The 12,406-nt window shown below is 63.6% G+C and carries 12 protein-coding genes; 6 read left to right on the forward strand and 6 right to left on the reverse strand.

The features are described 5' to 3' along the window. Window positions 1–72: 72 nt before the first annotated feature. A complete protein-coding gene (gene pnp / locus AC0L2F_RS32615; protein WP_007603907.1) occupies window positions 73–2,226 on the forward strand; it encodes a polyribonucleotide nucleotidyltransferase in 2,154 nt (717 codons plus the stop codon). 76 nt (window positions 2,227–2,302) lie between these two features. Here pnp and katG read toward each other — a convergent pair whose 3' ends face one another. Further along, window positions 2,303–4,471, reverse strand: coding sequence for a catalase/peroxidase HPI (katG, locus tag AC0L2F_RS32620; protein ID WP_473251190.1), 2,169 nt, complete (start codon window positions 4,469–4,471; stop codon window positions 2,303–2,305). 114 nt (window positions 4,472–4,585) lie between these two features. Between katG and AC0L2F_RS32625 the strand changes: the two genes are divergently transcribed. Genes AC0L2F_RS32625 through AC0L2F_RS32635 form a run of 3 tightly spaced genes read left to right on the forward strand, consistent with a single transcriptional unit; the run spans window position 4,586 to window position 6,577 of the window. Beyond that, the gene (locus AC0L2F_RS32625; protein WP_473251191.1) at window positions 4,586–5,512 is read left to right on the forward strand and encodes a hydrogen peroxide-inducible genes activator; all 927 of its coding nucleotides are present in this window, start codon (window positions 4,586–4,588) and stop codon (window positions 5,510–5,512) included. 7 nt (window positions 5,513–5,519) lie between these two features. After that, on the forward strand, window positions 5,520–5,984 hold the full coding sequence (locus tag AC0L2F_RS32630; RefSeq protein WP_063992158.1) for a GNAT family N-acetyltransferase: 465 nt from the start codon (window positions 5,520–5,522) through the stop codon (window positions 5,982–5,984). After that, window positions 5,981–6,577, forward strand: a complete 597-nt coding sequence (locus tag AC0L2F_RS32635) for a glutathione S-transferase family protein (RefSeq protein WP_473251192.1) — start codon at window positions 5,981–5,983, stop codon at window positions 6,575–6,577. The genes AC0L2F_RS32630 and AC0L2F_RS32635 overlap by 4 nt, the downstream gene beginning before the upstream one ends. 53 nt (window positions 6,578–6,630) lie before the next feature. Here the strand turns inward: AC0L2F_RS32635 and fabI are convergent, their stop codons facing one another. The 3 genes from fabI to fabA form a co-directional block, all read right to left on the reverse strand. After that, window positions 6,631–7,431, reverse strand: a complete 801-nt coding sequence (gene fabI / locus AC0L2F_RS32640) for an enoyl-ACP reductase FabI (protein ID WP_035973468.1) — start codon at window positions 7,429–7,431, stop codon at window positions 6,631–6,633. 138 nt (window positions 7,432–7,569) lie between these two features. Further along, window positions 7,570–8,793: a beta-ketoacyl-ACP synthase I gene (gene fabB, locus AC0L2F_RS32645; RefSeq protein ID WP_007603913.1), complete on the reverse strand. Its 1,224-nt coding sequence runs from the start codon at window positions 8,791–8,793 to the stop codon at window positions 7,570–7,572. A 39-nt stretch (window positions 8,794–8,832) separates the two neighbouring features. Continuing rightward, on the reverse strand, window positions 8,833–9,354 hold the full coding sequence (gene fabA, locus AC0L2F_RS32650; RefSeq protein ID WP_007603915.1) for a bifunctional 3-hydroxydecanoyl-ACP dehydratase/trans-2-decenoyl-ACP isomerase: 522 nt from the start codon (window positions 9,352–9,354) through the stop codon (window positions 8,833–8,835). A gap of 355 nt (window positions 9,355–9,709) precedes the next feature. On the opposite strand from fabA, the gene irrA reads away from it, so the two are divergent. Then, complete coding sequence (gene irrA / locus AC0L2F_RS32655) at window positions 9,710–10,201, forward strand: iron response transcriptional regulator IrrA (RefSeq protein WP_035973469.1); 492 nt, start codon at window positions 9,710–9,712, stop codon at window positions 10,199–10,201. A 141-nt stretch (window positions 10,202–10,342) separates the two neighbouring features. Here irrA and AC0L2F_RS32660 read toward each other — a convergent pair whose 3' ends face one another. Beyond that, window positions 10,343–10,873 carry an SH3 domain-containing protein gene (locus AC0L2F_RS32660; RefSeq protein WP_007603917.1) on the reverse strand — a complete coding sequence of 177 codons (531 nt, stop codon included), beginning with the start codon at window positions 10,871–10,873 and terminating at the stop codon, window positions 10,343–10,345. 330 nt (window positions 10,874–11,203) lie between these two features. On the opposite strand from AC0L2F_RS32660, the gene AC0L2F_RS32665 reads away from it, so the two are divergent. Next, window positions 11,204–12,205, forward strand: coding sequence for a 2-hydroxyacid dehydrogenase (locus tag AC0L2F_RS32665; RefSeq protein ID WP_007603918.1), 1,002 nt, complete (start codon window positions 11,204–11,206; stop codon window positions 12,203–12,205). 7 nt (window positions 12,206–12,212) lie between these two features. On the opposite strand, the gene AC0L2F_RS32670 is transcribed toward AC0L2F_RS32665, so the two are convergent. Next, window positions 12,213–12,406, reverse strand: a 194-nt coding sequence (locus AC0L2F_RS32670) for a hypothetical protein (protein ID WP_473251193.1), incomplete at its 5' end; no start/stop codon positions are given.

Below are 12,406 nucleotides of genomic sequence, written 5' to 3' on the forward strand. Positions count from 1 at the left end.
TCCCGCAATCTTGCGCATGGTTTTTGTTTTTCGACCCGTCCTTCTTTCGAGAACCCATGAAAGAAGACCTCTATGTTCAATAAGCATTCAGTCGAGATCGACTGGGGTGGACGCCCTCTCAAGCTCGAAACCGGCAAGATCGCCCGCCAGGCCGACGGCGCCGTCGTCGCGACCTACGGCGAGACCGTGGTGCTCGCCACGGTCGTTGCCGCGAAGTCGCCCCGCGAAGGCGTCGACTTCCTGCCGCTGACCGTCGACTACCAGGAGAAGACCTACGCAGCCGGCCGCATTCCCGGCGGCTATTTCAAGCGCGAGGGTCGTCCGACCGAGAAGGAAACGCTGGTCTCCCGCCTGATCGACCGTCCGATCCGTCCGCTGTTCGTCGACGGCTGGCGCAACGAGACCCAGGTGATCGTCACCGTGCTCTCGCACGACATGGAAAACGATCCGGATATCGTCGCGTTGGTGGCCTCGTCGGCTGCGCTGACCCTGTCGGGCGCTCCCTTCAAGGGCCCGATCGGCGCCGCGCGCGTCGGCTTCGCCAATGACGAGTTCATCCTCAACCCGACGCTCGACGAGATGGTCGACACCCAGCTCGACCTCGTCGTCGCCGGCACCGCGGACGCCGTGCTGATGGTGGAATCGGAAGCCAAGGAGCTGAACGAAGAGATCATGCTCGGCGCCGTGATGTTCGGTCACCGCCACTTCCAGCCGGTGATCAACGCGATCATCGAGCTCGCCGAAAAGGCCGCGAAGGAGCCGCGCGAGGTCACCACGATCGACAATTCGGCGCTCGAAAAGGAAATGCTCGGCATGGTCGAGCAGGAACTGCGCGCCGCCTACGCCATCCCGGTCAAGCAGGATCGCTACGCCGCGGTCGGCAAGGTCAAGGAGAAGGTGATCGCGCACTACTTCCCGGAAGGCCAGGAGCCGAAATACGACAAGCTGCGCATCGGCGGCGTGTTCAAGGAGCTCGAAGCCAAGATCGTTCGCTGGAACATTCTCGACACCGGCAAGCGCATCGACGGCCGCGATTCCAAGACCGTGCGCAACATCGTCGCCGAAGTCGGCGTGCTGCCCCGCGCCCACGGCTCGGCGCTGTTCACCCGCGGCGAGACCCAGGCGCTGGTCGTGACCACGCTCGGCACCGGCGAGGACGAGCAGTACATCGACGCGCTGTCGGGAACGTACAAAGAGACGTTCCTGCTGCACTACAACTTCCCTCCCTACTCGGTCGGTGAGACCGGCCGCCTCGGCGGCACCAAGCGCCGCGAGATCGGCCACGGCAAGCTCGCCTGGCGCGCGATCCACCCGGTGCTGCCGCCGCACCACGAATTCCCCTACACCACGCGCGTGGTGTCGGAGATCACCGAATCCAACGGCTCCTCGTCGATGGCATCGGTCTGCGGCGCCTCGCTCGCGCTGATGGACGCCGGCGTGCCGTTGAAGCGGCCGACCGCGGGCATCGCGATGGGCCTGATCCTCGAAGACAAGCGCTTCGCGGTTCTCTCGGACATTCTCGGTGACGAGGACCATCTCGGCGACATGGACTTCAAGGTCGCCGGTACCGAGCAGGGCATCACCTCGCTCCAGATGGACATCAAGATCGAGGGCATCACCGAGGAGATCATGAAGGTCGCGCTCGGCCAGGCCAAGGATGGGCGTATCTACATCCTCGGCGAGATGTCGAAGGCGCTCACCAACGCCCGCGCCGAGCTCGGCGAATACGCACCGCGCATCGAGACCTTCAAGATTGCCACCGACAAGATCCGCGAAGTGATCGGCACCGGCGGCAAGGTGATCCGTGAGATCGTCGAGAAGACCGGCGCCAAGGTCAACATCGAGGACGACGGCACCGTGAAGGTCGCTTCCAGCGACGGCGAGGCGATGAAGGCCGCGATCAAGTGGATCAAGTCGATCGCCTCCGATCCGGAAGTCGGCCAGATCTATGACGGCACCGTCGTCAAGGTGATGGAGTTCGGCGCTTTCGTGAACTTCTTCGGCTCCAAGGACGGCCTCGTGCACATCAGCCAGCTCGCCTCGGCGCGCGTGCAGAAGACCTCCGACGTCGTCAAGGAAGGCGACAAGGTCAAGGTCAAGCTGCTCGGCTTCGACGACCGCGGCAAGACCCGCCTGTCGATGAAGGTGGTCGACCAGGAGACCGGCGAAGACCTCGAGGGCAAGGGCGAGAGCCAGCAGCCCGCGCGCGAAGCGGCCGGCGAGTAAATCTCGCTACCTGCCAGAAACACGAAGGGCGGCCTCGCGGCCGCCCTTTTTATTGGTCGCTTGCTGGGCCTTGGGATCAGGCCGCGATGTCGTACCGGTCGAGGTTCATCACCTTGGTCCAGGCCTTGGCGAAGTCCTTGACGAACTGCTCCTTGGAATCCGACGTGGCATAGACCTCGGCGTAGGCGCGAAGCTGCGAGTGCGCGCCGAAGATCAGGTCGACACGCGTGCCGGTCCACTTGACCGCATTGGTCTTGCGGTCGCGGGCTTCATAGGTGCCGTCGGTGCCGGCCGGCGTCCACTGCGTGCTCATGTCGAGCAGGTTGACGAAGAAGTCGTTGCTCAGCGTTCCCAACTTCGAGGTGAGGACGCCGTTCTTCGAACCGTTCGCATTGGCACCGAGCACGCGCAGACCGCCGACGAGCGCCGTCATCTCCGGGCCGGTAAGCCGGAGCAGCTGCGCACGATCGACCAGAGCCTCCTCGGGCATCATGAACTGCTGCCGCTTGCCGATGAAGTTGCGGAAGCCATCGGCCCGCGGCTCCAGCGGAGCAAACGAAGCGGCGTCGGTCTGCTCCTGCGAGGCATCCATGCGGCCCGGCGTAAAGCCGACCTTGACGTCGACGCCGGCATCCTTCGCGGCCTTCTCGACTGCGGCGGTGCCGCCGAGCACGATGAGGTCCGCCAGCGAGACCTTCTTCGCACCGGATGACGCGTTGAAGTCCTTCTGGATCGCTTCGAGCTTGCCCAGGACCTTCGAGAGCTGAGCCGGCTCGTTCACCTCCCAATCCTTCTGCGGGGCGAGGCGGATGCGCGCGCCGTTGGCGCCGCCACGCTTGTCCGAGCCGCGGAACGTCGAGGCCGACGCCCATGCGGTCGAGACCAGCTCCGAGACCGACAGACCCGAAGCCAGGATCTTGGTCTTCAGCGAGGCGATATCCTGCTCGCTGGCCAGCTCGTGATTCACGGCCGGGATCGGATCCTGCCAGATCAGCGTTTCCTTCGGCACCAGCGGGCCGAGATAGCGCTGGATTGGACCCATGTCGCGATGGGTGAGCTTGAACCAGGCACGGGCGAAGGCGTCCGCGAACTGATCGGGATTCTCGAGGAAGCGGCGCGAGATCTTCTCATAGGCCGGATCCATACGCAGCGAGAGATCCGTCGTGAGCATCGTCGGCCGATGCTTCTTGGACTTGTCGAAGGCATCGGGAATGATGGCCTCGGCGCCCTTGGCCGTCCACTGCTGCGCACCGCCCGGGCTCTTCGTCAGCTCCCATTCGTACTTGAACAGGTTCTCGAAGAAGTTGTTGCTCCACTTCGTCGGCGTCGTCGTCCAGGTCACCTCGAGACCGCTGGTGATGGAATCGCCGCCAATGCCCGAAGCGTGCTTGCTCTTCCAGCCGAGGCCCTGATCCTCGAGCGCGCCCGCTTCCGGCTCCGGTCCGACCAGCGACGGATCGCCAGCGCCATGGGTCTTGCCGAAGGTGTGGCCGCCGGCGATCAGCGCGACGGTCTCTTCGTCGTTCATCGCCATGCGGGCGAAGGTCTCGCGGATGTCCTTGGCCGCGGCGACCGGATCCGGCTTGCCGTTTGGGCCTTCCGGATTGACGTAGATCAGGCCCATCTGCACCGCGCCGAGCGGCTCGGCGAGCTGGCGTTCGCCGCTGTAGCGCTCATCGCCCAGCCACGTGCCTTCCGGACCCCAATACAGCTCTTCCGGCTCCCAGACGTCGACGCGGCCACCAGCAAAGCCAAACGTCTTGAAGCCCATCGACTCCAGCGCGACGTTGCCGGCCAGCACCATCAGATCGGCCCAGGAAATCTTGCGGCCGTATTTCTGCTTGATCGGCCAGAGCAGACGGCGTGCCTTGTCGAGATTGGCGTTGTCGGGCCAGCTGTTGAGCGGCGCAAAACGCTGCTGTCCGGCGCCGGCGCCACCGCGACCGTCGGTGGTGCGGTAGGTGCCCGCGCTGTGCCAGGCCATGCGGATCATGAGGCCGCCGTAGTGACCGAAATCAGCGGGCCACCATTCCTGCGATTCAGTCATCAGAGCGGTCAGGTCCTTGATGACCGCGTTCAGGTCGAGCGACTTGAACTCCTTGGCGTAGTCGAAGTCCTTGTCCATCGGGTCGGACTTGGCCGAATTCTTGTGCAGCATCTCGATGCTGAGCTGGGTCGGCCACCAATCACGGTTCGCCGGCACACGTTTTCCACCCGAAAACGGGCACTTTGAAGTGTCGTCCATGAATACCTCCTCTGGTGGCGTCGAACTCGCGCCTTTGACCAGGTAGAGGCACTCTAAGCTTCGCGTTCGATCAGGGGAAGTTGACTTTAATGATCGTAGCGATAAGATTTTCTGATGCTAAACCTCACCCTGCGCCAGCTCCGGTATTTCGACGCCCTGGCGCGTCACAGTCATTTCGGGCGCGCGGCTGAGTCTTGCTCGATCTCGCAGCCAGCCCTGTCGATGCAGATCAAGGAGCTGGAGGAGGCGCTCGGCGGTCTGCTGCTGGAGCGCAGCGCCCGGCAGGTGGCGCTGACCCGATTTGGCGAGGAGCTCGCGCAGCGCGTCCGCGATATCTTGCGCTCGGTCGACGAGCTCGGCGATTTCGCCCGCGCCTCGCAGGACCGGTTCTCCGGACGGCTGCGCATCGGCATGATTCCGACGATCGCGCCCTATCTGCTGCCGACGATCACCAAGAACCTGACGCGCATGCATCCGGAGCTCGACATCCGCGTGCGCGAGACGATGACGCCGCGGCTGATCCAGGAACTGGTGGAAGGCCGGCTCGATACCGCCATCGTTGCGTTGCCGGTGTCCGAGCCCTCGCTCACCGAGGTCGCCCTGTTCGAGGAAAAATTCCTGCTGGTGCGGCCGAGCGCGGATGAGGGAACGCCGGCACCATCCCGGGAGATGATGCGCGAGATGCGGCTGCTGTTGCTCGAAGAGGGGCACTGCTTCCGCGATCAGGCGCTGTCATTCTGCAACATGCAATCGGCGCCGCCGCGCGAGATGCTGGATGCCAATTCGCTGTCGACGCTGGTCCAGATGGTCAGCGCCGGCATCGGCGTCACCTTGATCCCGGAGATGGCCGTGCAGGTGGAGACGCGATCGGCCTCGGTCTCGCTGGCGCGCTTCCGCGACCCGCAGCCGTCGCGCACCATCGGCATGGTCTGGCGCAAGACCAGTCCGCTGGCGCGGCAACTCCTGCAAATCTCCGAGGTGGTGTGCCTGTCGGCGGGCAAGGTGCGCGCACGGCCATCCGTGCGCAGCCAGCGGACCTGAGGCCTCGATGTCCCATCCCATCATCCGCCCGGCCCGCGCGGACGAATACGACGAGATCGGCCGTGTCTGGATGGAGAGCTGGATCTCGACCGGGCTCGGCGAGGCGAGCGACTTCCTGCTGGCAAACTTGCGTGCGCGCATCCGGCGCGAGATCGGGGACGGCTGGAGCCTGTTCGTCGCCGACGACAACGGCACGATCGCCGCGATGCTGGCGCTGCATTTGCCAAAACTCTATCTCGACATGCTGTTCGTCGCGCCCGCCTATCAGGGCCAATCGCTCGGACGAAAATTGCTCGCCTTCACCCGCACGCAAATGCCGGATGAAATGTATCTGCGCTGCGTCCGCGAGAACGAGAAAGCCTGGCGCTGGTACGAGCGCGAGGGCTTTGTGTTCGAGAAGCAAGAGATCGAGCCCTCGAACGGTTTTGTGATGAAGTATTATCGGTGGAAGAAAGACGGAAAAGCTCGATGATCAAGCTCTACTGGTCGCCTCGCTCGCGCTCGTTCACGACGCTCTGGCTGATGGAGGAAAGCGGCCTGCCCTATGAGCGCGTGCTGACCGACATTTCGACCGGCGCGCAGAAAGCGCCGGATTTTCTCAAGGTCAATCCGATGGGCAAGGTTCCGGCACTGACCGACGGCGATGCCGCGCTCGGCGAGGCCGCCGCCATCTGCGCCTACATTGCCGATCGCTATCCTGAGACCGGACTGGCGCCAGCCGTGGCCGATCCGCGCCGCGCGCGTTACTTGCAATGGTTGTTCTTCTCGCCGGGCTGCATCGAACCCGCCATCATCCAGATCTTCACCAAGATCGAGCTCCCGACATCGACCGCGGCCTGGGGCAGCGCGACGCAGGTCTTCGACGTGCTGGAAGCCGTGCTTGCGAAGGGGCCGTGGATTCTCGGGGAGGAATTTTCGGCCGCCGACATCACGATCGGATCGGGCCTGAACTTCGCGGTGCGCCTGTTCAAGATGGTGCCGTCGCGCCCGGCCTTCGATGCCTACCTCGCGCGCTGCATGGCGAGGCCGGCGTTCCAGCGCGCGGAGAAGATCGCGGCCGGTTAGAGCATGATCCAGAAAAGTGCGAAGCGGTTTTCCGAACAGATCGTGCTCACACTTCAGTCTTCCGTCTTCATATCGTCCGGCCGCGGCATCAGGACGATGTTGTAGCCGGAATCGACATAGTGGATCTCGCCGGTCACGCCGCCGGAGAGATCCGACAACAAATACAGCGCCGAGCCGCCGAGTTCGTCGAGCGTGACGCCGCGGCGGAGCGGGGAATGTTTTTGCATGAAGGCGAACATCGCGCGCGCCTCGCCGATGCCGGAGCCGGCGAGCGTGCGGATGGGGCCGGCGGAGATCGCGTTGACGCGGATGCCGCGCGGTCCGAAATCGGATGCAAGATAGCGCACCGAGGCTTCCAGCGCCGCCTTGGCCACGCCCATCACGTTGTAGTTCGGCATCGCGCGTTCCGAGGCGCCGAAGGTCAGCGTGATCATACTGCCGCCCTCCGTCATCAGTTCGGCAGCGCGTTTTGCCACTTCCGTGAAGGAGAAGCAGGAGATCACCATGGTGCGCGAAAAATTCTCGCGACTGGTGTCGGCGTAACGGCCCTTGAGCTCGTTTTTGTCGGCGAAGCCGATCGCGTGGATCACGAAGTCCAGCCGGCCCCACTCTTCGCGCAAGGCCGTGAACGTGGCGTCGACGCTGGCGATGTCCTCGACGTCGCAGGGCAGCACCATATCGACGCCAAGCTGCTCGGCCAGCGGCTTGACGCGCTTGCCCAGGGCCTCGCCCTGGAAGGTGAAGGCGAGCTCGGCGCCGTGGGCATGCAGCGTCTTCGCCATGCCCCAGGCGATCGAATGATCATTGGCGATGCCCATGATCAGACCGCGCTTGCCTTTCATTAATTCCTGCATCGTTTCGATCGCTTTCCGCTTTCGTCATGCCCGGGCTTGTCCCGGGCATCCACGCCCTTCGAAGCCGGAGGCCAAGCCGTGGATGGCCGGGACAAGCCCGGCCATGACGAGGAAATCAACGCTGCGCCGACAATGGCGTCACGCGTCCAGCCGGCTGAACACCAGCGTGGCGTTGGTGCCGCCGAAGCCGAAGGAGTTCGACAGCACGGTGCCGATTTTGACGTTGTCGATGCGCTTGCGCACGATCGGCATGTCGGCGAACACGGGGTCGAGTTCCTGGATGTGGGCGCTCTCGCAGATGAAGCCATTGTTCATCATCAGCAGCGAATAGATCGCTTCCTGCACGCCGGTTGCGCCGAGTGAGTGACCGGTCAACGCCTTGGTCGCCGAGATCGGCGGGCACTTCTCGCCGCTTCCGAACACCCTGCGCAGCGCGTCGATCTCCGGCGGATCGCCGGCCGGCGTCGATGTCGCGTGCGGATTGATGTAGTCGACCTTGGTCTTCACGGTCGACATCGCCATGCGCATGCAGCGCTCGGCGCCCTCGCCTGACGGTGCGACCATGTCGTAGCCGTCGGACGTCGCGCCGTAGCCGACGATCTCACCGTAAATGCGCGCGCCGCGCGCCTTGGCGTGCTCGAGCTCTTCCAGCACCAGCACGCCGGCGCCGCCGGCAATCACGAAGCCGTCGCGGTTGACGTCGTAGGGACGCGAGGCCGTGGCGGGCGTGTCGTTGTACTTCGAGGACATCGCGCCCATGGCGTCGAACAGCACCGACAGTGACCAGTCCAGCTCCTCGCAGCCGCCGGCGAAGATGACGTCCTGCTTGCCGATCTGGATCGTCTCATAGGCGTTGCCGACGCAGTGGTTCGACGTGGCGCAGGCCGACGAGATCGAATAGTTCACGCCCTTGATCTTGAACCAGGTCGCAAGCGTCGCGGAGGCCGTGGAGGACATCGCCTTCGGCACTGCAAAAGGCCCAACGCGCTTCGGTCCCTTGGTGCGGGTGATGTCGGCGGCCTCGACGATGGTGCGAGCGGACGGGCCGCCGGAGCCCATGATGATGCCGGTGCGAATATTGGAGATTTCGTCAGGCGATAGACCGGAATCCTGGATCGCCTGTTCCATCGCGATGTGATTCCACGCCGCGCCCTGACCGAGGAAACGCATGGCGCGGCGGTCGACCACCGTCGAAGGATCGAGCGTCGGCGCACCCTGCACCTGGGAACGGAAGCCGAGCTCGGCATATTTCTCAGCCCGCGAAATGCCCGACTTCGCCTCGTGAAGGCTCGCAAGCACTTCCTGGGTGTTGTTTCCGATGGAGGAGACAATGCCCATCCCGGTGACCACAACCCGCCTCATGACAGCCTCGCCTCAATCGTTGTCTTCGTGGTGATGCGCTCAGCCCAGGCTCGTGCCCTGCTTGAACAGGCCGACCTTCAAATCCTTCGCGCGATAGATAATCTGGTCATCGACCGAAAGCCATCCGTCGGCGATACCGAGCACCAGCTTTGAACGCATCACGCGCTTGATATCGATGTTGTACACAACCTTGCGGGCCTCCGGCAGCACCTGACCGCTGAACTTCAGCTCGTTCAGGCCAAGCGCGCGACCGCGACCTTCACCGCCGCTCCAGCCCAGATAAAAGCCGACCATTTGCCACAGCGCATCGAGCCCGAGGCAGCCGGGCATCACCGGATCGTTCTTGAAGTGGCAGCCGAAGAACCAGAGGTCGGGCTTCACGTCGAGCTCGGCGCGCACCACCCCCTTGCCGAATTCACCGCCGGTCTCGCTGATGTCCGTAATGCGGTCGAACATGAGCATCGGCGGCAGCGGCAATTGCGCATTGCCAGGGCCGAACATCTCGCCGCGGGCACATGCCAGCAGATCCTCATATTCGTAACCGTTGCGCCTGTTCAGCATGCGGAAGCCTTTGTGTTCAAACCCCGATTGAGCGGCGTTTCCGGCGAAAATGGGCCCCATCCTGTTCGAAAGGCAACATCTGTTGCCATTGTCAGACGAGAATACTGAAAGACCCTGGATGGATAGCGAGCGGCCCTCAATGCCGGGTCGCGCCAAAATCGGTTAAGCGGAACCGCGGGCTCTCTAACACAGGCCATTTCGGGTAGCAAAGCGCTCTCATGAAGGTAAAATGACGGGCCGCGGGACCGGTTCCCTCGCTGATTAGAACCACTCTAGTTGCGAGAAACTTGCATCTGCATCTATCTCTCCATATATGTTGCAGGATTACAGTGTTCACGCGTGCCCGAAGCTGGAAATGAACGAAAATAACGCGCCCTATCGCGACGAAGAGGCCCATGCGGCGGCTCTTATGTCCGGCCGCCAGCCGGCTTTGACCGGTTGCCCGTGGCACGACGTCAACGAAATGCTCCAGTCCGCCGGGCTTCGTCCGACGCGCCAGCGCATGGCGCTTGGTTGGCTCCTGTTCGGCAAGGGTGCACGTCACCTCACGGCTGAAATGCTCTACGAGGAAGCGACGCTGGCCAAGGTGCCGGTCTCGCTGGCAACCGTCTACAACACGCTGAACCAGCTCACCGATGCCGGTCTGCTTCGTCAGGTCAGCGTCGACGGCACCAAGACCTATTTCGACACCAACGTCACGACTCACCATCACTACTATCTCGAAAACAGCCACGAGCTGGTCGACATCGAGGATCCGCATCTGGCGCTGTCCAAGATGCCGGAGGTGCCGGCGGGTTACGAGATCGCCCGCATCGACATGGTCGTACGGTTGCGCAAGAAGCGCTGAGATCGTCTAAAACTGCTGAATTCGTCGTCATGGCCGGGCTTGTCCCGGCCATCCACGTTTTTGGACTGGTCGAGAAGCGGGTGGATGCCCGGGACGAGCCCGGGCATGACGGTGGAGCAACAGCTCCGCTCCCACCCCCCGTCAGTTCACCTGCTCGTCCGAGTAGACGCCCCAGAGGCGCTCCTGCTGGATCCAGCCGTCAAAGCCGTTACCGCTGACGCGGCACCAGTTTGCACTGCACTTCTTCACCTGTGTGACGACGCCGGCCTGGAGCCTGGCCGCAACCGCGCTGTCGGGATCGGCGCGATCGTAGATCGGCGCGAGCTCGTCCTTGTGCTTCATGGTGACGACAGCGGTACGGCGGCCCGACAGCAGCGAGTGATAGACCCAGCCCTCGGCGCCCTCGGAATCGCGGACCCGGCGCCAGTTCTCGAACTCGGCTGTGATTTCGACCGGCAGGCCGGAGCGGGTGTAGACCCAGGCGACGTCATTGTCCTTGGTCGGGCCGGCGCGGACGTTGACGTGATCCGATTTCAGGCTGACGTAGCGCGGCACCGGGAGGCCCGAGGCAGTCTGGGGTGTGCTGTCCTTTGCCGAATGCCCGGGACTGACCGAAGCGCTCAACCAGGTGCAAACGAGCGCCATCACCGAACAAAAACGCCCCAACGCCATCAACCCGTCTCCTGTCGAAGGTCCGGCCGAGCCGGGCCCCCTCACTTCAAAATTCCAAAACCAGGCCGCTGTCGCCCCTGTGACCCGCCCCATGCGGGTGTTCCCGAGCCCTTTACCCGTGGTTCTTGTCTTGGCCCGGCCTTCTGCTAGAGAGGACGGACGTCTGAACAACCGGTTTGTCCCGATTTTCCGGCCGGAAATGTCGGGAGAGCTTGAAGGAAACGCCGGGGACGACACGGCAAACGCAGTGTCGAACAACCGGGTTAATGAGGCCTCAACGGCCGGCCTTTGGCGACAGAGGCGGCTCGCAACGCCTCATGAGGGCAGGACATGTCGGTGAAGAAAAAGCCCCTCGTCGTGGTGACGCGCAAGCTTCCGGACTCGATCGAGACCCGGATGCGCGAGCTGTTCGACGCGCGGATCAATCTCGACGACACGCCGATGTCGCGCGAGCAGATAGCGGAAGCCGCACGCACGGCCGACGTGCTGGTCCCAACCGTGACCGATCACATCTCCGCCGATATCGTCAACCAGCCCGACTGCAGGCTGAAACTGATCGCGAATTTCGGCAACGGCGTCGACAACATCGATGTCGAGGCCGCGCATGCCCGCGGCATCACCGTCACCAACACGCCGAAAGTTCTGACCGAAGACACCGCCGACATGACCATGGCGCTGATCCTCGCCGTTCCCAGGCGGATGATCGAAGGCGCCTCGATCCTGACGGAAGGAAAACCCTGGCCGGGCTGGTCGCCGACATGGATGCTCGGCCATCGCATCGGCGGAAAGCGCCTCGGCATCATCGGCATGGGCCGTATCGGCCAGGCGGTCGCGCGTCGCGCCCGCGCCTTCGGCTTGCAGATCCACTACCACAACCGCCGGCCGGTGGCGCCGAAGATCGCCGAAGAGCTGGGCGCGACCTATTGGGAAAGCCTCGACCAGATGCTGGCGCGGATGGACATCATCTCGGTGAACTGTCCGCACACGCCGGCGACCTACCATCTGCTGTCGGCGCGCCGGCTGAAGCTGATCCGCAAGGACGCCTACATCGTCAACACTGCGCGCGGCGGGGTCACCGACGAGGACACGCTGATCAAGCTGATCGAAGGCGGCGAGATCGGCGGCGCCGGCCTCGACGTCTACGAGCACGAGCCCGCGGTGAACCCGAAGCTGGTGCGGCTCGCCAAGGCCGGCAAGGTGACGCTGCTTCCGCATATGGGCTCGGCCACGATCGAGGGCCGCGTCGAGATGGGCGAGAAGGTGATCATCAACATCCGCACCTTCCTCGACGCGCACAAGCCGCCGGATCGCGTGCTGCCGAGCATGCTGTGAGTTCAACTTACTGCGCGACAAGCTCTCCTGCCTCATCCTGAGAGGGTGAGAATCTTTCGTCTAAACGGCATCCGGCCACACCCACGATCTCGCCGTCCGCGAGATGGCTGAGCGTACTCAGCACCATTTGCCGTAGCCGCTTTGCTATGATTCGATGACGGGGCGAAGCAGGGGCAGATGATGGCTGACGATCAATTGTTT

The sequence above is a fragment of the Bradyrhizobium sp. Ken64 genome (genome assembly GCF_055807555.1).

What these genes read in the sequence shown, in the direction of transcription:
- pnp (WP_007603907.1), top strand. Translation starts at nt 73, where the DNA reads ATGTTCAATAAGCATTCAGTCGAGATCGACTGGGGTGGACGCCCTCTC.
- katG (WP_473251190.1), bottom strand. Translation starts at nt 4,471, where the DNA reads ATGGACGACACTTCAAAGTGCCCGTTTTCGGGTGGAAAACGTGTGCCG.
- AC0L2F_RS32625 (WP_473251191.1), top strand. Translation starts at nt 4,586, where the DNA reads ATGCTAAACCTCACCCTGCGCCAGCTCCGGTATTTCGACGCCCTGGCG.
- AC0L2F_RS32630 (WP_063992158.1), top strand. Translation starts at nt 5,520, where the DNA reads ATGTCCCATCCCATCATCCGCCCGGCCCGCGCGGACGAATACGACGAG.
- AC0L2F_RS32635 (WP_473251192.1), top strand. Translation starts at nt 5,981, where the DNA reads ATGATCAAGCTCTACTGGTCGCCTCGCTCGCGCTCGTTCACGACGCTC.
- fabI (WP_035973468.1), bottom strand. Translation starts at nt 7,431, where the DNA reads ATGCAGGAATTAATGAAAGGCAAGCGCGGTCTGATCATGGGCATCGCC.
- fabB (WP_007603913.1), bottom strand. Translation starts at nt 8,793, where the DNA reads ATGAGGCGGGTTGTGGTCACCGGGATGGGCATTGTCTCCTCCATCGGA.
- fabA (WP_007603915.1), bottom strand. Translation starts at nt 9,354, where the DNA reads ATGCTGAACAGGCGCAACGGTTACGAATATGAGGATCTGCTGGCATGT.
- irrA (WP_035973469.1), top strand. Translation starts at nt 9,710, where the DNA reads ATGAACGAAAATAACGCGCCCTATCGCGACGAAGAGGCCCATGCGGCG.
- AC0L2F_RS32660 (WP_007603917.1), bottom strand. Translation starts at nt 10,873, where the DNA reads ATGGCGTTGGGGCGTTTTTGTTCGGTGATGGCGCTCGTTTGCACCTGG.
- AC0L2F_RS32665 (WP_007603918.1), top strand. Translation starts at nt 11,204, where the DNA reads ATGTCGGTGAAGAAAAAGCCCCTCGTCGTGGTGACGCGCAAGCTTCCG.